The organism is Helicobacter sp. (assembly GCF_022770205.1).
Classification (GTDB): domain Bacteria; phylum Campylobacterota; class Campylobacteria; order Campylobacterales; family Helicobacteraceae; genus Helicobacter_D.
On the sequence record NZ_JALEIK010000005.1, the window covers coordinates 1 to 21,017 of the forward strand.

The following is a 21,017-nucleotide window of genomic DNA, read 5'->3' on the forward strand; positions in this document are numbered from 1 at the left end:
ACAATTAAGGCATTAATGGAATCGTGGATTGTTAGAGTGTATTTAATAATTTTTATTGACAAACAAAAATATTTTTTGTAGTATAAGCGACTTTTTGACAAAATTGAAATTTATAAGGTTTAAGGAAAATGAATGTTTGAAAAGTTATTAAAAGAGAATAATCTAAAAATAACACCCCAACGCCTTGCGATTTTAAAGCAAATCCAAAAGTTTGGACATGTTGGTATTGATGAGATTTATGAAAACATCAAAGAGAGTAACCCTTCAATGTCGCTAGCAACGGTGTATAAAAATCTTACCTTTATGCAGGAAGCAAGGATCATTGATGAGGTAAAGCTGCCTAATCAAAAGCAACGTTATGAACTTGTGAAAAATCCTCATATCCATCTTGTGTGTGAGAAGTGTGGAAGTATTACAGATATGGAGATGGAGCATTTAGAGGCTTTCAAAAAAGAGTGTGCGAAGAAATCGCATTATACAATCAGAGAAAGCTCTATTGCAATGTTTGGAATCTGTCCGCATTGTCAAGAGTCTTAATTTTGTATTTTAACTCCGCAAGATTCCAATCTTCAAGCGTGTCTATGTCTTGTGCTTGGGATTTGGGTAAGATAAAGCTGTAAGAGCCTTCAAAAATATTTTCTTTTTCTTTCCAAGTTTTTGTTTGCGCAAAATAAAATTGCCCCGCATCGTGATAGACTTTTTGCAAGTCTTGGGAGCGTTTGTTAAAATGCTCTTTAAAAAGCATTGCATTTCTATCCTCTGTGATTGTGAAGGCGCGAAATGGGGAATAATCATACTCTACAACACTAAAGCAATAGCAATCTTGCGCCTTTTGCTTTGCTTGTAAAAAGGCGTTTTTAAGCGTGTTGGAATCTAAAAGCGGTGCTGTGGCATATAAACAACATACAAAAGATTCCGCCTTTAAATCTAAAACTTCTATGGCGTGTAAAACCACTTCTCTAGTGCCTGTATAATCATCGCTTAAAGACTCTGGGCGTTTTAGTGCAGTTGCGCCTAGTGCTGTTGCATAATCTAAGATTTCTAAATCATCACTTGAAACAATGATTTGAGAAAAGATTCCACAATTAATAGCGTTTTGAATGCTATAAGCAATAATTGGCTTACCACAAAACTCTTTTAAATTTTTGCGCAAAATCCGCTTACTCCCACCACGCGCTGGAATCACACAAAGACACATTTTACGCCCTTTTTTGAATGGAATCTTTTAGAAGATGAATCACTTTTTGCTGTTCTTGCTTGCTTAAAGTTGGAAATAGCGGCAGTGTGATTGTGTTTTTATAATAAGATTCCGCATTTTTAAAATCCCCCTTTTTAAATCCAAAACGCGCATAAAAGGGTTGCAAATGGATAGGGATATAATGCACTTGCACGCCAATGCCTGCGTTTATGAGTTTTTCAAAAAGGTCTTTACGCTTGATTCCACTTTTTTTATTAAGCACAATGACATAAAGATGAAATGCGCTGTAATTATGCGCCTCCACAAAGGGCAAGGTTAGCTCTAAATCCCTTAAGTTTTCATCATAGATTTTAGCTAGGGCGTTGCGCTGTGCCACATAGCTTTCAAGGCGGGAAAGTTGTGAGAGTCCAAGTGCGGCGTGAAGCTCGCTTAAGCGGTAGTTAAAACCTATGATTTGTTGTTCATAATACCACGCCCCTTGCTTTTTGTATTCAAAATCATTGCAATCCTTTGTGATTCCGTGGCTTTTTAGCATTTGCATTTTCTTTGCGTATTTTGCGTTATTTGTGGTTGCGATTCCACCTTCTGCTGCGGTAATGATTTTTACAGGGTGCAAGCTAAAAATGGTAATATCGCTAAAGGCGCAACTTCCAATAGGATGGTTACGATAACTTCCACCAAGTGCGTGGGAGGCGTCTTCAATGATTTTAAAGCCATATTTTTGTGAGAGTTTAAAAATACCTTCCATCTCACAGCTCTGCCCTGCAAAATGCACCACAACAAGCACTTTAGGGAGCTTGTGCTTTTTGGTGTGTTTAAGTTTAAGGCTCAAAGCTTCTACGCTAAGATTATAAGTTCTAGGATTAATATCTACAAAATCCACTTTTGCTTCACAATAGATTCCACAATTTGCGCTTGCAACAAAGCTATTTGTGCTAGTCCATAGCCAATCGCCTTTTTTTAATCCAAGTGCAAGGGCAGCACAATGCAAGGCAGAAGTTGCGCTATTAAAGCTTATGCTAAATTCTGCTTTGACTTTCTTTGAAATTTGTGTTTCAAACTCTTGTGCCTTTGGTCCTTGCGTGATGAAGGGGGATTTTAGCGTTTCTACAACTGCATTAATATCTTCTTCTAAAATTTCTTGTCTGCCATAAGGAATCATAGTAACTCCAAAAGTTCTTGTGGGCTTAACCATTGCGTGTTTGAGCCAGAATCATAGGAAAATCCGCGCGGGACAAGCTCTCCTATCTCACCTAGTGCGTTTTTGCTAAAGTCTGTTAGGAAGCTAAATTGAATGGTAGGAGCAATCACATAATGGTCGCTAAAAGCATAAGTGATATGGCTATCATCGCTTGGACACATTGTTTCGTGGATTTTCTCACCTGGACGGATTCCAATAATTTTGTGTGGTAAATTTGGGGCTAGGGCTTTTGCAACTTCTGTGATTTTCATTGAAGGAATCTTAGGCACAAAAATTTCTCCCCCTTGCATTCTTTCAAAATTTTTTAACACAAAATCCACTCCTTGTTGCAAAGTAATCATAAAACGCGTCATTTCAGGGTCAGTAATAGGAAGCTCCTTTGCACCCTCCTTAATGCACTTTTGAAAAAAGGGAATCACAGAGCCACGCGAGCAAATCACATTTCCATAACGCACCACAGAAAAGCGTGTTTTACGCTTGCCTGCAATATTATTTGCCGCAACAAAGAGTTTGTCACTTGCAAGTTTTGTCGCACCATAGAGATTAATAGGATTTGCTGCTTTATCAGTGGATAGAGCAATGACTTTATCTATTCCATTTGCAAGGGAGGCACTGATGACATTTTGTGCACCATTAATGTTTGTTTTAATGCACTCCATAGGATTGTATTCAGCCGCTGGGACTTGTTTAAGGGCGGCAGCGTGGATAATATAATTTATTCCTATTGTAGCTTCCCTTAAGCGTGCTTCATCGCGCACATCACCTAGAAAATAGCGCATACAAGGGGCATTGTAAATTTGTGCCATTTCATATTGCTTCAATTCATCGCGGGAGAAAACCACAATTTTTTTGGGTTTATAGCGTTCTAATAGAGTCTTAATGTAGCGTTTGCCAAAACTCCCAGTCCCCCCTGTGATAAGAATATTTTTGCCATTAAACATACCAATCCTTCTGTAAAAAATGGATTCTATTATAACAAGTTATCTTTATTAATTTAAGGTTTTGTAAAATAAAATTTTAATGAAGTTTTCTTTAGAAGTGTAATTTTTAGGAGTGTGATTTTGAAAAAACTCTGTGTTTTGTTGCTGTGCTTTTGTTCTTTTGTGCGTGGGGATAGCGTTTTGGATTCCATACATTTAAAAGCACTTTTGCAAAATGTGCGTGAAAATCCACTCATTGAAGCTAGAAATATGGAATCCAAAGCGTTGAGGCTTAAGAAAAAGGCACTTTTTGCAGAGTATTTGCCAAAGGTTGCGCTAGGCTATGCTTATCAAAACACACTAAACCCTGATATTTTCTACCCAGAGCGTGTGGATGGAATGTTTTTAGAAGCGCAATGGTTGCTTTTTGATGGATTAAAGCGTGAAGGTAAGCTAGAGATAGCAGATTATAAAATCAAAGCTAAGGAAGCAGAGGCAAAAAGCACAAAAGACAAGCTAGAGCTAAAAATCATACAGGAATATTTTAATGCCTTAAGTGTAGAAGGCAAGCTAAATGCACTAAAGCATCAGCAAAAAGAGCTTGAAGAAAGCATTGCTAAGTATGAAAAGTTCTACGGAGTAGGGCTTGCGACACTAGGCACATTAGAAGCTATTAAGGCACAAAGCTATCAAAATTCTTATGCGATAGAATCCCTAAAGCTTGCCTATAAAGTGCATTTAGAGCAGCTTTCACTTTTAAGTGGTGTGCAAGTGGTTTCACTCAATGCTAACGCCAAGTTGCAAGAAGTTTCCTTAGAGACTAAAAAACAACAAAGAGAAGATTTGCAAGCAAATTTTTATGCCCTAAAGGCAAGGGAGAGTGCAAAATCGCAATACACTTATTTACCACAAATCGCACTAACTAACCGCTACACGCGCTATAACTCTCACAATCGCAATATTCCACTTTTGCCTTTTGCGATTCCTTTTAGCGACCCAAGCCATCAAAATATGTTTGGAATCTCTATAAGCTTCACACTATTTGATAGCCTTGCAACCTTAAGGGCAAGAGAGAGTGCAAGGCTAAACGCATTAGCAGAAAACCTTGAATATGCGTATTTAAAAGACTCACAAGATAAAGAGCTAATCATCGCAAAAGAAGCATTAAAGAGTGCAAAAGAGAAAATCACTTGGGCAAAATCGGGCGTGAAGTCTTCTTCTATTGCGTATTCTTATGCAAAAGAGAAATTTAATGCGCAACTTATTGATTATACGCAATATTTAAATGCGTTAAGTTCGCTTTTAAATGCGCAGAGTTTTTATGATGAAGCGCGTTTTCTTTATGAGATTAAAAAGGCAGAGTTTCTTTATAAAAACGGAAATGCGCTAGTAGAATTTATAAAGGATTGAGATTGAAAGCTTGGATGTGTTTAATTGCTAGTGTTGTTTTAGCACTTGGATTAAAGGCGGAGTTACAAGTGCAAAGCGGTGCGCAAATGGGAGTGCAGATTCCACAAGAAGGAGTGCAAAAGGAAGTGTATGCGACTTTTGAAGTACAAGCAGTCCAAAGCGCACTTTTAACGCTTAGTGCTAATGGAGTTGTGGATAGAATTTATGTAGAAATAGGCAGTGTGGTTAAAAAGGGGGATAAACTCTTAGAGTTAAGGGCAAAGGATTTAAAAGAAAATGCACAAGTGGCTAAGGCAAGTTTAGAAGCCTTGAAGGTTAAGCATAGCTTTTTATCCAAGCAATTTAAACGCTATGAAAAGTCTAAAGACGCGCTAGATTTAAACACATTTGAAAAGATTCAAGCAGAGTTTCAAGCAAGTGTTTTTGAACTTCAACGCGCAGAGGCAAACTACGCCTTACAAAAAGAGTTGCTAGAAAACACGATTCTTTATGCGCCTTTTAGTGGAGTGATAACCCAAAAGTTTGTAGAAGTGGGCGATGGAGTGGGGGCTATTTCAAGCAAGGCTTTTGCCCTAGAATCGCTAGAGAAAAAGGCGATTATCCATTTTGATTCGCGCTATTTTGAAGCGGTGCAAGTGGGCGATACATTTGCCTATAAGATTGATGGCGTGTTACAAGATTCTAAACTCACACTTCACAAAATCTATCCTAGTGTGGATAAAAACACAAAAAAGGCAACAGCGGAGAGCTTAATAAAGGAATCCAAAATCCCATCAGGTATTTTTGGCGATGGAAGGATTTATCTCTCACCTAAAAAGACAAAAAGAGTGCTGTGATGTCAAAATTTGCTATCACGCATCCAATCAGTGCCTTAATGTTTGTGCTAGCTCTTGTGTTTTTTGGAAGTGATGCGCTAAGGCGTTTAAGTGTATCTCTCTATCCTAATGTTGATGTGCCTGTGATTACGATTACTACCATTTATCCCGGCGCAAATCCTGAAATTGTGGAAGGCAAGGTTACAGACAGGATTGAAGAGGCAGTCAGTGGCATTGACGCACTAAAGAAAATCACTTCTATTAGCGCAGATAGTGTGAGCCTTGTTGCTGTGGAATTTGATTTAGAAAAAGACATTAACATTGCCGCAAATGATGTGCGTGATAAGATTTCTACAATCAGTTTTGGAAGTGAAGTGAAATCCCCCATTGTTGAAAAATTTGATGTAGGTGGTGCGCCGATTGTTTCACTCTTTATCACTCCAAAAACCCCCATAAAAACCACGCAAGAACTGCTAGATTTAAATTTACACACAGATTTAAACATTAAGCCCTTAATTGAGCGGATTAAAGGCGTGGGAAAAGTGAATTTGGTGGGGTATTTAGAAAGAGAGATTAAGATTCTTCCAAATCCTAGCGCGTTAAACAAATACAATCTTAGCTTTAGTGATGTTGCGCGCGCAATTAATGTGCAAAACATTGAAATTGATGGGGGAAGATTAATTGGCGAAAAAAAAGAATGGAAAATCCTAACAAAAGCGGATGCTACAAGCGTGCAGGACTTAGGCAACATTATCATTGCACAAGGCATTAAACTTAGTGATATTGCGCAAATTATTGATTCCACAAAGGAACAACGCAGCTTTTCAAATCTTGCAACACCACAAGGCAGCCATAGTGGAATCTTACTAGAAGTGCAGAAAATCACAGGAGCAAATGAAATTGAAATTGCAAATTCTATCAAAGCCATTTTGCCAGAGCTTCAAGCAGGAAATGAAAAATACGATTTATCACTTGTGCGCGATACAACAAATTATATTAAAGACTCCATTGCTGCTGTGGAATTTGATTTGATTTTAGGAGCGTTTCTAGCAGTATTTGTGGTGTTTGTGTTTTTGCGGAATTTGCGCATTACTTTTATTGCAAGTCTTAGCATTCCTACTTCCATAATGGGCGTTTTTGCCCTGATGTATGCCTTTGATATGACGCTAAATCTTGCAACAATGATTGCCATAACACTTGCAATTGGAATCATTATTGATGATGCCATCGTGGTGATTGAAAATATTTATAAAAAAATTGAAAATGGGGAAGAGCGTAGAAAAGCAGCTTATGATGGGGTAAAAGAAATTGGATTTGCACTTGTTGCAATTTCTTGTATGTTGCTTGCTGTGTTTATTCCTATTGCAAATATGAGTGGAATAACGGGGCGATTTTTCACTTCTTTTGGGATTACACTAGCTGGAGCAATTGTGATTTCTTACTTGGTTGTGATTACTTTTATTCCTATGTTAAGTGCGCGCATTATCAACACACAAGTTGGAAGCTTCTATCGTTGGAGTGAAAAATACTTTAAGGCTTTAGAGCAATTTTACTTGGCTATATTAGAATGGGTGCTAGAACATAAAACACTTGTAATTAGCGGTATTTTAAGCGCATTTGTTGCATCTTTGTTTCTAGTTACACGCTTAGGTATTGAGTTTTTACCCTCAGAAGATAAGGCAGAGTTTGATATTAAACTCATAAGCAAGCCCGGTATTACAATAGAAGAAATGCAGCGGCAAAGTTTAGCAATCCAAGAATATTTACAACAAGTGCCTGAAGTGGAATATAGCATTTTAAACATTGGTTTTACAGCAGAACAAAAAGTCTATGAAGCAAAGATTTATGTGCGCCTTAGCCCTTATAATAAACGCAAACGCTCACTTAAAGAGATTATAGAGTCTTTAAGGGAGGATTATAAGCCTTTTTCTAGGCAGTTTAAAATGGGGATTGCCATTATTGAGATTCCACAAGTTAGCTTAGGTGAAGATGACTCGCCCTTGCAGCTAGCAATTTTTTCACAAAATCCAAACGCACTTGCAAGTAGTGTGCAAAAGATTCAAAACCTAATGGAGCAAAGTGGCAAATACCGCGATATTCACACAGACATTAAGGCAAAAACTCCCCAAATCCGTCTTAAAATCAATCGCATTTTAGCCGCACAATATGGCTTTAGTGCTAAAGAGATTGCGTTTGCTTTAAATAGTGCCTTTAGTGGCGCACAAGAAGTGTCGTATTATAGAGAAAATGGCAAGGAGTATGATATTGTGCTATTAAGCGCTAAAAAGGATTCCATTATTGATATGCGTTCTCTTAGTCTAAGAAACGCACAAGGGCAGAATGTCTTTTTAGAAGGGCTTGTGGAGATTGAAGAGGTGGGGGCAGTTACAAATGTTAAACGCTATGATAGGCAACGCAGTGTGATGGTGTATGCAAATTTAAGTGAAAATGTAAGTTTAGGGGAGGGCGTAAATTATTTAGAGCAAAACAAAACACAATGGCTAGAAAATGGCGTGCATTACAAGATTGAAGGTTATGCGAAATTTATGCAAGAGACTAATGCAGCGTTTATTGTGGCTATGGTTTGGGCTTTGTTTTTGATTTATTTCATTTTAGCGTCTTTGTATGAGTCGCTTTTACAGCCCTTAATTATTATGATAACCTTGCCTTTGAGCTTTACAGGGGCGTTTTTGGCGTTGTTTTTAAGTGGGGCGAGTTTGAGTTTATTTAGCATTATGGGGCTTATGCTTTTAATGGGGCTTGTTGGGAAAAATGCAACACTTATTGTTGATGTGGCAAATGAAAAGCGCACAGAGGGAATGGAGCTTGATAGCGCGATTTTACAAGCAGGTGTGCTTAGATTGCGTCCAATTTTAATGACAACCCTTGCAATGGTCTTTGGAATGCTGCCTTTGGCACTTGCTAGTGGGGCTGGAAGTGGGATAAAATCGCCAATGGGCATTGCGATGATTGGGGGATTGCTTGTAGCAATGGTGTTAAGCTTACTTGTTGTGCCAGCGTTTTATAAGATTTTAGCCCCACTTGATGAAAGATTACGCAAATGGTATGCGTAAAGTTGGAATCTAAAATGGATTCCAACTTTTAGACTTTGGGGCTTGACTTGCCGTTTTTTTGTAGAATGTGCTTTCAATTCACAAAAAAGGACAAAAATGGCAGATACCAGATTTTATGGTAAAGACGAAACAGAGTGGAGAGATATTTTAAAAACATTTTATGAAATGCGCGATAAAACAGAAAGTCAGCAAAGGGAATTAATGAAAATCCTACTTGATGATATTGATATGCCTTTGGGGCTTTTGATTATTGGTGGAACAGGCGTTGGGAAAAGCTCTACAATCAACGCACTTTATGGGGAAAATAAAGCAAAAGTTGGCTTACATGCAAACCCAGAAACACAAGAGATTAAGGAATTTAAAATCTCTAAGAATATCACACTTTATGACTCACCAGGGCTTGGCGAAGGTAGTGAAAAAGATAAACAACATATGAGTAAAATCAATGCTCTTTTGCAAGAAAAGGATAGCGATGGTTATGCGAAAATCTCATTAGCCCTTGTGGTTATAGATGCTTCAGTGAAGGGGCTTTCACAAGAGTATGCGACTATTACATATTTATTAAAGATGCTAGGGGATACTAAGCGCATTCTAATTGGACTTAATAAATGCGATTGTGCTCTTAGTGAGCGGTTTTTTGATAGAGAAAATAATATGCCAGGCAAAGAGCAAGAGCAGTTTTTACAAGAAAAGGTTGCAGATTTACAAATGCGCATTCAAAGAGACACGGGCTTGCGATTAAATACGGATGATATTGTATGGTATAGTGCTGGATTTTATGATGGAAGCAAGCAAGATAAGCCTTATAATATCGCGGCATTGGAGAAGTTAATTTTAGACAAGCTCCCAAAGCATAAAAGGGTGGTGCAAACCACCGAGGAAAGCGAAGAGGCAAGTGGAGGGGGAAAGGGCTTTTTAGACTATGTGATAGATTTAGTTGATGTGGTGACGGATCATATACCAGTTTTAAGCACGATTAAAAAAGTTGGCAAAGGGATATGGGATGCGCTTGGAAAATTTTTTAGCTAAGAAAGGAAAATCTAAAAAGTTGGAATCTAATTTTAAGCATCCCTTGGGATTCTTAAATTTGTAGTGTAAAAAAGTGTGTTTTTGTGGCAACTTAAGATTTAAAAGTTTTATATTTTGTTATTGATTTAAATTAAAAACCCTGCTAATATAAATGTATAGAAGTTTTTGCTTGTAAAGCGCAATGTTAAAACACTTCATAAAGGGAGTTTGCCTTTGTCATCCATTCTTCTAATGCTTGCCATTTTTTCTCTTGGATAAGAGATTTTGCAAAGGCTAATTCTGCTTCAAAACAATCAAGCGATTTTAAAATCTCCTCTCTATTTTGCTTAGAAACATCGCTCCACATTCTAGGCGAGCTTTTTGCAATCCTTACCATACTCTTAAATCCCCCGCCTGCAAGGGCTAGAATGTCTGTTGGATTTTGTTGGGATAACACGGTATTGGCAAGCGCATAACTAATAATATGGGGTAAGTGGCTAATGAAAGCTGCGTGGTTATCGTGGGATTTGGAATCCATTTTGATAATGTGCATTTTTAAAGCGACAAAAATCTCCTTTGCCATCGCCACTTGCAATTCCCCGCTTTGTTCTAAATCTGTTAAAACAATAATGTGGTTAGGTAAAAGTTCTTTAAAAGCAGCCTTTGGTCCAAAGTTTTCTGTGCCACTCATAGGGTGAGCGCAAACAAAGTTTTTACGAATCTCACTAGGAATGCTTGTGGCAATTAAATGCTTCGTGCTACCTAAATCAATGATTGTGCAATGGGGGGCAATACCTACAAGCTCTGGAAGTAGATGCAAGATTGCCTCCACAGGTGTTGCTAGGAAAATCACATCACAGCATTTAATCTCCTCTAAACTTACGCCTTCATCTACAAGCCCTAAAGAGAGTGCTTGTTGCAGATGTATAGGATTATTGTCTAATCCTACAATGCTTTTAAACATTTGCGTGCCTTTAAGTGCTAATCCTAAAGAGCCTCCAATTAATCCTAGTCCGATGATTCCTGCTTGCATAATAACCTTTAAAATGTAGAAATTTTGGTTGCATTATAATATTTTTAACTATGTTTTATCTATAAAAGGTTAGAATCCAAAACTTTTTAAAAATCAATTGTTTCAAGGTCAATAATGCGTTTTTCAAAGTTTGTTTCCTTTTTGACTCCAGCGGTGTTGTTTTTATCCACAGGTGTGCTTGCAGCAGAGTTGCCAATGATTAAAGAAGTCCGTTATGAAGGGTTAAATTCTATCTCTCCGCTTATCGCAAATGAGATTGCAAAGGTGCGTGTAGGAGAGCCTTTAGATATTAATCGCGTAGATGCTTCTGTGAGGGATTTTTATGCGCAAAGGTATTTTAAAGATGTGTGGGTTACTGAGGAAAATGGAATCCTAACTTATCATTTTGTAGAAAAGCCTGTAATTGCAAGCTTAATTGTTAGCGGATACGGTGCTGGAAAAGAGCAGCAACAGCTTGATAAAGAGATTGGCTTAAAAAAGGGTGATGTGTATGATGAAAATAAGATTGCAAATGTGCGTCGTCGGATTATCCGTTTGTTAGAAGCGCAGGGGTTTTATGATAGCATTGTTGAAGTTAAGACAGAAGAGATTTCAAAAAATGCACTAAAAGTTACTTTAGAGATTAATAAGGGTGAGAATATTATCATCCAAAAAGCTAATTATTACGGAAGAAAGCGTATTTCTACTTCACGCATTGAAGCAGCAACAGCAAATAAAGAGAAAGATTTTATCGGTTGGATGTGGGGATTTAATAATGGAAAATTGCAGCTTAATGAGTTGGAATCTGATCGCTTAAGAATCCGTGATTTGTATCTACAAAAGGGTTATTTAGATGTAGATGTTAGCACGCCTTTTTTAAAAACAGATTTCACAACTTATAATGCAATTTTAGATTATCACATTGATGAGGGGGAGCGTTATAGGGTTTCTGGAGTGGAAATTGTTTTAGAAGAGGATGTGATTGCACTTGAAGAGCTTTATGATGGGCTTAAACTCAAAGAAGGAAAAGTTTATAATGTTGCAAAAATGCGCAATGATATTGATTCCATCCGCTATAAAATTGGAGATTTAGGTTATGCGTTTGTGCGTGTAACTCCAGATTTAGATAAAAATCAAGATAACGGAGAAGTGAGGCTTATCTATTATGTGCAATCGGGTAAAAAAGTGCGCATTAAAGATGTTTTCATTTCAGGAAATAATAAAACGCTAGATAGGGTTATTCGTAGAAATGTGCTTTTAACTCCGGGTGAAGAATATGAGATGAGCAAAATTAAGCGTTCTAAAAATGCCATTATGCGAACAGGAAATTTTGAAAATGTAGAAATTCAAGAAGAGCGCGTGGATGAGGAAAATGTAAATTTGCTTGTTCAGGTTAAAGAAGGAAAAACAGGAGAGTTTGCCTTTGGGTTAGGGTATGGAAGCTATGATGGTGTAATGGGGAGCATTTCTGTTAAAGATCGCAATATTTTTGGGACAGGGCTAACTGCTGGGGTGTATTTAGATAAAAGTGAGGTTTCTACATCTTATCGTTTTAATCTTTATAATCCAGCAGTTTTAGATAGCGATTATTCGCTAGGGGCAGATATTTATCAAAGCGATTATGAAAACTATGACTATACAGAGGCAGCAACGGGCTTTAGCGTTGTTGGTGGCAGAAGGATTTGGGATGAGTTAGATTTGACGCTAGGTTATACATTTCAAGAAACGAAGTTAAAAGACTTTAATAGCCCAGCATTACAAAAGCTTTATAGCCAGTATTATTATGGGACTTACACAAAATCTTCTATCATCCCCGGTTTTAGTTATGATAGCACAGATGCGTATCTTTTTGCTAGAAATGGAATTAGAGCAAGTGGAAGTGTAGAGTATGCTGGAGTTGGTGGAGATGCAGAATTTATCAAATACCAAACAAGTTTTAATTATTATAAATCTGTTGAGGATTGGGTGGATATTGATTTGATTTTTAGATACCGCGCAAGGGCTGGGTATATCCAAAACGCAGGGTTATTGCCAATTAGTGAAAAATTTTATTTAGGGGGTATTAATAGTGTGCGTGGGTTTAAGAGCCGTTCTATCACTCCGCGCGATCAGTTTGGCTTAAGAATTGGTGGTAAGCAATATTTTTATAACACTGCTGAGTTAAGTTATAATCCTTTTGAAACCATACAAATGCGTTTGACAGCATTTTATGATTATGGAATGATTGGAGAGAATAGCTTTGGTGAGATAAAAAGAAGCTCTACTGGTATAGGAATTGAATGGGTCTCGCCAATTGGTTTAATTAATTTTATTTTCCCTAGAGCATTAGACGATAAAAAGGGGGATGAGACTTCTTCTTTTGAATTTACAATGGGGCAGAGATTCTAATGTCTAATATTAATTTACACACAATGCAAGAAGTTTTTGCTAGGAACTCTAGGGAGAAAAACGCTGTTGTTAAGACAAAATTGCCGCGTGTTAGTGCAGAGGAAATTTTACATTTAATGCAAAATGCTTCTTTAAAAGAGCTTGGCAAGATGGCTTTAGAAATTAAACGCAAATTGCATCCTGATAATTTAACGACTTTTATTGTGGATAGAAACATTAATTATACAAACATTTGTTGGGTGGATTGTAAATTTTGTGCGTTTAAGCGACGCATTAATGAAGAGGACACCTATATTTTAAGTTTTGAAGAGATTGATAAAAAAATTGACGAGCTTTTAGCCATTGGCGGCACACAGATTTTGTTTCAAGGCGGTGTGCATCCAAGCCTTAAAATAGAGTGGTATGAAGATTTAGTGTGCCACATTGCAAAGAAATATCCACAAATTACTATTCACGGGTTTTCCGCCATTGAGATTAATTACATTGCAAAAATTTCTAAAATCTCTATTGCTGAAGTCTTACAAAGGCTTCAAAAGTGTGGGCTTGCTTCAATCCCCGGGGCTGGAGCTGAGATTTTAAGCGATAGGGTGCGTGATGTGATTGCGCCTAAAAAATTAGATTCTGATGAATGGATTGCAGTGCATAGAGAAGCACATAAACTTGGGATTAAAAGCACGGCAACAATGATGTTTGGAAGTGTGGAGAGTGATGAGGATATTGTGGAGCATTGGGAGAGAATCCGCAGCCTTCAAGATGTCACAAATGGCTTTAGAGCGTTTATTTTATGGAGTTTTCAGCCTGCATTTACGCCCTTACAAAAAGAGATTCCAACTTTACATAAAGCTTCATCAAACCGCTATTTGCGCTTGCTTGCTTGCAGTAGAATCTTTTTGGATAATTTTCAAAATATCCAAAGCAGTTGGGTAACGCAAGGTTCTTACATTGGGCAATTGGCTTTACTATTTGGAGCAAATGATTTAGGTAGCACAATGATGGAAGAAAATGTTGTTGCAGCAGCAGGAGCTAGAAATTCTATGAATCAGCAAGAAATGATTAGTCTAATCCGTGATGTGGGTGAGATTCCTGCAAAGAGAGATACAGCTTATAATATTTTGGAGCAGTTTTGAAAAAAATATTTGCATTACTATTTACTTTTTTTATGATAAAGGGGACTTTGATGGCAGTTGAAATGAAAAGTTTGCAGGTAAATGGCATTGAGATTCCGGTGATTTTTGAGCAAAATACGCAGTTACCGCTTTTTTTTGTGCAGCTTGTTTTTAAGGGTGCTGGGGGCGTGAGTGATGGCGAAAATCTAGGATTAGCCGATGTTACAAGCTCTCTTTTGAATGAAGGCACAAAAAAGCTAGGTGTAACAAAGTTTGCGCAAAGGTTAGAGGAACAAGCACTTTCTTTAAATGTTGGAAGTGGTTTAGAAACACTAAGTTTTACGCTTAGTGGAATGCAAAGTATGCAAAAAGACGGAATCCTTTTTTTAAAAGATTTGTTGCAAGATCCTAATTTTACGCAAGCTACACTGGATAAAGTGAAGGAAAATGCTTTGATTGGAATTTTAGAGAAAGAAAACAATTATGACTATCAAGCAAATCGCTTATTGCAGTCTCTGCTTTTTAAAGGCACGGCGTTAGAATATCCTTTAAGCGGCACTAAGGATTCTATCGCAAAGATTAGCTTAAGTGATGTGGAGAAGTTTTATAAACAATATGTAAATTTAGAATCATTAATTTTAGTTGTGGGCGGAGATGTAGAGTTTAGTGGGATTGCTAAGGAATTAGAAGTGGCTTTAAGCAAACTTCCAAAGGGGCAAAGGCAAGCAATTGCCAAAAGGGAAGCAAATCACTCTAAAGCTTATGAACGCGTATTAAAAGATACACAGCAGGCTTATATTTATTTTGGTGCGCCTTTAAAAGTTGAAAATTTACAAAAAGAGTTAGCTTACATTAAGGTGGCTTCTTTTGTGCTTGGAGGGAGTGGATTTGGTAGCCGTATGATGGAGGAAGTGCGTGTAAAAAGAGGACTTGCATATTCTGCTGTGATGCGCCTTAGCGCAACAAATAACCAAGCTTATGCGTTAGGGTATTTGCAAACAAGTTTAAAAAATGAAAAAGAGGCGCAAAAACTTGTCGTGGAAGTGGTGGATGATTTTGTAAAAAAGGGAATCACGCAAGAAGAATTAGAGGAAGCAAAACGCTATTTACTAGGCAGTGAGCCATTGCGCAATGAAACGCTATCGCAACGCTTAAGCACGGCTTATATAAACTATTATGATGGATTTCCATTAGATTTTAATGCGCAAGTGTTAAAAGAGATTTCTACTTTAAAGCTTAGTGATGTGAATGCGTATATCAAGGCACATAGTGAAATAAAAGACTTAACCTTTGCCATAGTGAGTGCTGATATAGAATAATAATGGCATTGGAGTTTTGGCAGAAGTATGGCAAAACGCCTTTTGAAACGATGTTAAAAGTTTTGCCAAAAGGCTATACAAATACTTTTCTTAGCAAGAGTTTAGAAGTCAATCACGATGCAGTGCTAGAAGTTGAGATTCTAAATTTTAAAATGACAAATCCAGTGCGCGTGCTATGTTATGCACCAAAGTTTGAATGCCAATTAGAGTTAATTATTTTCCACGCAAAGCCTTACCATAGGAGTCAATTTAAGCCTTCAACTAAACTGATTGTAAGCGGAAAAGTCCAAAAATATGGAATCGCTTTTTCCCTTCTCCAGCCAAAAATATTAAAAACAGCAGGTTCTATTGTGCTAAACTTTGGTGGTGGCAGGGAATGCTCTTTTAGAGAGTTTGCAGAATCTGTTGCGCTAGAGCCTTTAAAGGAATTTTATCCTAATATTTTACCTTCTCTATTGGAATCTCTTTATAAAATTTATCATCCAGATCTTGATTTTTTTAAAAATTTTAATGCAAATGGAGGTTATTTTGGGCAGTATTTAGAGGCGATAAAATTTATGGAAATCTATGAGTATATGCGCCTTTTGCGCTATAAAAAACGCTATTTTAGAGCTTTAAAGCAATTAAATGGCGGTGTGGAAGAATGGATAAAATCTTTGCCCTTCACACTCACGCAAGGACAAAAGGAAGCCATTAAAGACATTCAAGATTCCTTAAAAGGAGAATTTGCCACAAGGCGCGTGATTGTAGGAGATGTGGGCTGTGGTAAAACAATGGTGATTTTAGCCTCTGTATTAATTGCCTATCCTAGCAAAAGTGTGTTGATGGCTCCTACTTCTGTGCTTGCAAAGCAACTTTTTAGTGAGGCAGAGAAGTTTTTACCAAAGATGCTAAAAGTCGGACTGCTCACGCAAGGCAGTAAAATCAATGTGCAGGATTGCGATTTTTTAATTGGCACGCACGCTTTGTTGCATCAAGATTTAAGCAGTAGAGCTTTAGTAATGATTGATGAGCAGCATCGTTTTGGCACTGCACAAAGGAGCAAGTTAGAAAAAATGTTTAACACACAATCGCAAAGGGCGCATATTTTACAATTTTCTGCAACTCCCATTCCACGCACGCAAGCAATGATTGCATCAAATTTTGTAGATTTTAGTTTTATTCAAGATGCGCCTTTTAAAAAGGAGATTATAACGCAAATTATCCACCAAGAAGATTTTAAAGATTTGCTCGCACACATTAATAAAGAGATTGAGAAAGGGCATCAAATTATTATTGTGTATCCTTTGGTAGAAGAGAGTGAAGTGTTAAATTACACGGCGTTAAAAGATGGGGAGCTGTTTTGGAAAAGGCAATTTAAGGCAGTGTATAGCACGCACGGCAGGGATAAGAATAAAGAAAGCGTGCTAGAGGAGTTTAGGGAAAAGGGCAGCATTTTGCTTGCAACAACGCTGATTGAAGTTGGAATCTCATTGCCCAATTTAAGCACGATTGTGATTGTAGGAGCGGAGAGATTGGGGCTTGCAACACTCCATCAGTTGCGTGGAAGGGTTAGTCGCAATGGTTTAAAAGGATATTGTTTTTTATTTACAAAACAAAAGATTACAGAGCGGTTAGAGAAGTTTGCAAAAACACAAAATGGATTTGAAATTGCACAACTTGACTTGGAATATCGCAACAGCGGGGATTTGCTAAGTGGGATTAATCAAAGCGGAAAGCAATTTCATTGGATAGATTTAAGCCAAGATGAGAAAATTATAAAAATGGCAAAAGAAGCACTAAACCACGCTCCTTTGCCGGCATCATTTTAATCACTAGCCCCTATCTTTTAAGCCTAGCTTTTCAATTAAACTTGCATAGCGCTTAAAATCTGTGCGTCTTAGGTAGGAGAGCAAGCCTTTTCTTTGAGAAACAAGTTTTCTTAAACCTAAACGGCTTGAATGGTCTTTTTTATTAGCCTTTAAATGCTCTGTTAAAGATTTAATTCTATCACTAAGCAGTGCAACTTGAACTTCTGTGGAACCTGTGTCTTTGGGATTTCTAGCAAAAGCAGAAACAATTTCTCTTTTTTTCGCCGAATCTTGAGCCATTTTGACCTCCTGATTGGTATAAAATTAAAAGGCAGAATTCTAGCATAAAAAAGTAAAAATCCGCTAAAGTTGTGTAAATTTCTTGATTTTATGGGTTAAAAACGATTAAAATTGCAGATTAATTTAAGTAGCTGGAGTAGAATGGCAACGGCAGAGAAAAAAACTTCACTTCTTGGTAAAATTGCACCCTTTTTGGGTTTTTTAACAGGTTCAAAAGATTTAACGGTTGTCTTTTTTATCATTGCAATTTTGGCAATTATCATTGTTCCCCTGCCTAGTGCATTACTAGACTTTTTTTTAGCAGTCTCCATTGCGCTTTCTGCCCTCATTATCTTAATTGCTTTGTATGTGAAAAAGCCTACAGATTTTTCTGCTTTTCCTACGCTTTTGCTCATTATCACACTTTTTAGACTCTCGCTAAATATTGCTACTACAAGAATGATTTTAAGCAATGGGCATTTAGGACCTGAATCAGTTAGCGATATTATCACAGCATTTGGGCAGTTTGTTGTGGGGGGGAATTATGTTATTGGAATCATTTTGTTTATTATTCTAGTGATCATTAATTTTATGGTTGTAACAAATGGTTCTACAAGGGTTTCAGAGGTTAAAGCGCGCTTCACTTTAGATGCAATGCCAGGTAAGCAAATGGCAATTGATGCGGATTTAAACTCTGGAGTTATTGGACAAGAGGAGGCAAAGGCAAGGCGAGATGCTCTGACAGCTGAAGCAGATTTTTATGGCGCAATGGATGGAGCTAATAAGTTTGTTAAAGGCGATGCGCTTGCAGGAATCATCATTACACTAGTGAATATCATTGGTGGGTTTTTAATTGGTGTGTTTCAGCGTGATATGACTTTGGGCGATGCGGCATCAACTTTTACGATTCTAACCATTGGTGATGGGCTTGTTTCACAACTTCCAGCACTCATTGTTTCCACTGCAACAGGTATTATTGTAACGCGCTTTAGCAAAGAAGGGGATAATTTTGCTTCAGGGATTATTGATCAATTGCTTAATGAGTCAAAAACATTGCTCATTGTGGGTTGTATTTTGCTTCTTTTTGCAATGGTGCCGGGTTTGCCAACGCTATCTTTAGGCTTTGTGGGCTTATTATTTTTAGGACTTGCATTGCTTTTAAATAAGCAAAAAGATGGTGAGGCTTGGAAATATGTGGAATCCTTTTTGAAAAAAATCAAAAAAGAGGATAAAACAAAGCTTGAATACGGAATGGATGCAGAGAATCTACCACAACGAAAAGCAGCGCAACAAGCCGCTGCAAATGCTGCACAACAACAGCCACCAAAAGAAAATGAAGAAGAGCGTAAAAAGCGTGATGAGGCAGAGATTGATAATGCTTTGAAGGTTAAAATTTTACGTGTGGGGCTTGGGTATCAACTCATTAAATTTGCTGATCCTGCACAAGGGGGAGAGCTTGTGAATAAAATCCGTCAAATCCGAAAAGCAATGGCAACAGAATATGGAATCCTAGTGCCTATGGTGCATTTAAGGGATGATTTAAATTTGCCCCCTGATGAGTATCAAATCTTGCTTAAAGAAATTGAGATTGGGCACGGAAAAATTATGGTGGATAAGTATTTAGCGATTGCTTCTAGTGGTTTTGCAGGGGAGCTAGAAGATGCAGTGCCTACAAAAGAGCCTGTGTTTGGGTTAGATGCGTATTGGATTAGTGAGGATAAAAAAGAAGATGCGATTATTGAAGGTTATACAATTATTGATGGCGCAACCGTGATTAGCACGCACATCCAAGAGCTTATCAAACGCCACGCTGAAGAGCTTTTAACGCGCCAAGAAGTGCATAATTTACTAGGCAAGTTAGGGCAGGATTATCCTGTGCTTGCTGAAGAGATTAAGGGCGTGGGTGTAGGCACGATTCAGCATATTTTAAAAGAGTTGTTGCACGAACAGATTCCCATTAAAGATATGCTAAGTATTGCAGAAGCAATTGCTGATGGTTATCCTGCATACAAGGGGGATTTACCGACACTTACAGAATATGTAAGGGCGTGTTTAAAACGCTTAATTACGCATAATTTTCAAAGTGATGATGGAGCCTTGCGCTATTTTGTTCTCTCGCCGACTTTAGAGCAATTTTTGCTTGAACGCTTGCCAGATGGGCAGAAAATGGGGCAACGCTTGCGTTTAAGTCCCACAGAGTCGCAAAGTTTGCTAGATGCAATTAATGTTGCACAACAAAAAGGGGCGTCCCTTGGTGCAGTACCTACGATTATTGGTGGGATTCCTATGGTTTTAAGAAAGCCTTTGGCAACATTTATGGAGCAGTATGGATTTGGGAGAAATATGGTGGCTTTAAGTGTGGCAGAGATTGATTATCAAGCAAAATACGAAGTGCTAGGTGCAGTGGATTTTCCGATTTAAGGATGTAAAATATGGAAGTGTATCATTTATCGCACATTGATTTAGATGGCTATGGCTGTCAAATGGTAAGTAATGCGTTTTATAAGCAGGCATTTAAGGATTGCAAATTGCATTTTTATAATGCAAATTATGGCAGGGAAGTGGGAGCGCGTTTGGAGCAGATTTATAAAGACATTAAAGCGCAAAGCGTTGGGAGCAAGGCGCATATTTTAGTGAGTGATTTAAATTTAACTTTAGAAGAGTGTGAGAAACTTACACAAGCTGTGCTAGAGCTTAATTTAAATGGATTTAGCGTAACTTTTGAGCTGCTAGACCATCATAAAAGTGGGCAAGAATGTGCTTTAAAATACCCTTGGTATGTGCTAGATACTAAACGCTGTGCGACAAAAATCGTGTATGATACGCTTTTGGAGCGTTATGGGCTAAGCGATTCCACAAAGGCGTGGTTAGAACCTATGGTTGAGATGGTTAATAGCATTGATTTGTGGCTTGAAAATGGGTTTGCCTTTGAGTTTGGCAAGGTGGCGATGCGTTTGATTGTGGAAGCAAAAGAATTTAATCGCTTTATGTTTGATGATGAAGATAGGGAATATAAACTTGCTTTGCTTAGTGCGTCAGTAAGGTTTCTCTCACAGGAAAATGGGCATATTTTGCTAGATAATGCGATTTTAGAGATGAAAAAATGCTTTTTAAAAGGGAGTTTATTTAGTGATACGCTAGATAATTTGGTTTCAAGGTATCAATGTGAGCTTTTAGCGCAAAAGGCGGAATCTTGTAGTGTGTATTGGGGAGAGTATCGGGGGTTTTTGAGTTATAGCATTGGGAATATTTCAGTGCTAGCAAACTTGTTTTTAAAGAATAACCCTAAGTTTCATTTTTTTATGGATTTAAGTGCTAGGGGGAATGTGAGTTTGCGCGCAAATAATGCGTGTGATGTGAGTTTGCTAGCCAAGCAATGTTTTAATGGTGGCGGGCATCCTAATGCAAGTGGGGGTAAGATTGAGGGCTTTAAGGAAAGTTTTGTGTATGCGGATATTAAGGCAAGTGTGCAAAATATTTTAGAGACTTTGGAGTAG

At 37.7% G+C, this 21,017-nt stretch carries 16 protein-coding genes; 11 read left to right on the forward strand and 5 right to left on the reverse strand.

Features of this window, described 5'->3' with window-relative positions; genetic code table 11:
- Positions 1–132 precede the first annotated feature (132 nt).
- A complete protein-coding gene (locus tag MRZ19_RS01180; RefSeq protein WP_291029532.1) occupies positions 133–537 on the forward strand; it encodes a Fur family transcriptional regulator in 405 nt (134 codons plus the stop codon).
- Here MRZ19_RS01180 and pseF read toward each other — a convergent pair.
- From pseF to pseB, 3 genes are read right to left on the reverse strand one after another with little or no spacing between them, the layout of a single operon-like run.
- On the reverse strand, positions 494–1,198 hold the full coding sequence (gene pseF / locus MRZ19_RS01185) for a pseudaminic acid cytidylyltransferase (protein WP_291029534.1): 705 nt from the start codon (positions 1,196–1,198) through the stop codon (positions 494–496). The two genes, MRZ19_RS01180 and pseF, sit on opposite strands and share 44 nt — an antisense overlap.
- A gap of 1 nt (position 1,199) precedes the next feature.
- Positions 1,200–2,360, reverse strand: a complete 1,161-nt coding sequence (gene pseC / locus MRZ19_RS01190; RefSeq protein ID WP_291029536.1) for a UDP-4-amino-4,6-dideoxy-N-acetyl-beta-L-altrosamine transaminase — start codon at positions 2,358–2,360, stop codon at positions 1,200–1,202.
- Complete coding sequence (pseB, locus tag MRZ19_RS01195; protein WP_291029538.1) at positions 2,357–3,340, reverse strand: UDP-N-acetylglucosamine 4,6-dehydratase (inverting); 984 nt, start codon at positions 3,338–3,340, stop codon at positions 2,357–2,359. The genes pseC and pseB overlap by 4 nt, the downstream gene beginning before the upstream one ends.
- 120 nt (positions 3,341–3,460) lie before the next feature.
- Between pseB and MRZ19_RS01200 the strand changes: the two genes are divergently transcribed.
- From MRZ19_RS01200 to MRZ19_RS01215, 4 genes are all read left to right on the forward strand, one after another.
- A complete protein-coding gene (locus MRZ19_RS01200; RefSeq protein ID WP_291029540.1) occupies positions 3,461–4,729 on the forward strand; it encodes a TolC family protein in 1,269 nt (422 codons plus the stop codon).
- Positions 4,730–4,731: 2 nt separating this feature from the next.
- Complete coding sequence (locus tag MRZ19_RS01205) at positions 4,732–5,565, forward strand: efflux RND transporter periplasmic adaptor subunit (protein WP_291029542.1); 834 nt, start codon at positions 4,732–4,734, stop codon at positions 5,563–5,565.
- Entirely contained in the window at positions 5,565–8,618 is a 3,054-nt protein-coding gene (locus MRZ19_RS01210; protein WP_291029544.1) for an efflux RND transporter permease subunit, read from the forward strand. The genes MRZ19_RS01205 and MRZ19_RS01210 overlap by 1 nt, the downstream gene beginning before the upstream one ends.
- Before the next feature lie 96 nt (positions 8,619–8,714).
- Positions 8,715–9,647: a GTPase gene (locus tag MRZ19_RS01215; RefSeq protein WP_291029546.1), complete on the forward strand. Its 933-nt coding sequence runs from the start codon at positions 8,715–8,717 to the stop codon at positions 9,645–9,647.
- Positions 9,648–9,831: 184 nt separating this feature from the next.
- Here the strand turns inward: MRZ19_RS01215 and MRZ19_RS01220 are convergent, their stop codons facing one another.
- A complete protein-coding gene (locus MRZ19_RS01220) occupies positions 9,832–10,659 on the reverse strand; it encodes a prephenate dehydrogenase (RefSeq protein WP_291029548.1) in 828 nt (275 codons plus the stop codon).
- A gap of 114 nt (positions 10,660–10,773) precedes the next feature.
- Between MRZ19_RS01220 and bamA the strand changes: the two genes are divergently transcribed.
- The 4 genes from bamA to recG are packed head-to-tail and all read left to right on the forward strand — an operon-like array spanning position 10,774 to position 17,262.
- On the forward strand, positions 10,774–13,026 hold the full coding sequence (gene bamA / locus MRZ19_RS01225; RefSeq protein ID WP_291029551.1) for an outer membrane protein assembly factor BamA: 2,253 nt from the start codon (positions 10,774–10,776) through the stop codon (positions 13,024–13,026).
- A 23-nt stretch (positions 13,027–13,049) separates the two neighbouring features.
- Positions 13,050–14,153 carry a dehypoxanthine futalosine cyclase gene (locus MRZ19_RS01230; protein WP_291029612.1) on the forward strand — a complete coding sequence of 368 codons (1,104 nt, stop codon included), beginning with the start codon at positions 13,050–13,052 and terminating at the stop codon, positions 14,151–14,153.
- A 50-nt stretch (positions 14,154–14,203) separates the two neighbouring features.
- Complete coding sequence (locus tag MRZ19_RS01235) at positions 14,204–15,451, forward strand: pitrilysin family protein (protein WP_291029553.1); 1,248 nt, start codon at positions 14,204–14,206, stop codon at positions 15,449–15,451.
- 2 nt (positions 15,452–15,453) lie between these two features.
- Positions 15,454–17,262, forward strand: coding sequence for an ATP-dependent DNA helicase RecG (recG, locus tag MRZ19_RS01240; RefSeq protein ID WP_291029555.1), 1,809 nt, complete (start codon positions 15,454–15,456; stop codon positions 17,260–17,262).
- A gap of 3 nt (positions 17,263–17,265) precedes the next feature.
- On the opposite strand, the gene rpsO is transcribed toward recG, so the two are convergent.
- Complete coding sequence (rpsO, locus tag MRZ19_RS01245; protein WP_291029558.1) at positions 17,266–17,541, reverse strand: 30S ribosomal protein S15; 276 nt, start codon at positions 17,539–17,541, stop codon at positions 17,266–17,268.
- A gap of 141 nt (positions 17,542–17,682) precedes the next feature.
- On the opposite strand from rpsO, the gene flhA reads away from it, so the two are divergent.
- Entirely contained in the window at positions 17,683–19,941 is a 2,259-nt protein-coding gene (gene flhA / locus MRZ19_RS01250) for a flagellar biosynthesis protein FlhA (RefSeq protein WP_291029614.1), read from the forward strand.
- An 11-nt stretch (positions 19,942–19,952) separates the two neighbouring features.
- Positions 19,953–21,017 (forward strand): 3',5'-cyclic-nucleotide phosphodiesterase, encoded by a 1,065-nt coding sequence (locus MRZ19_RS01255; RefSeq protein ID WP_291029559.1) that lies wholly within the window; start codon positions 19,953–19,955, stop codon positions 21,015–21,017.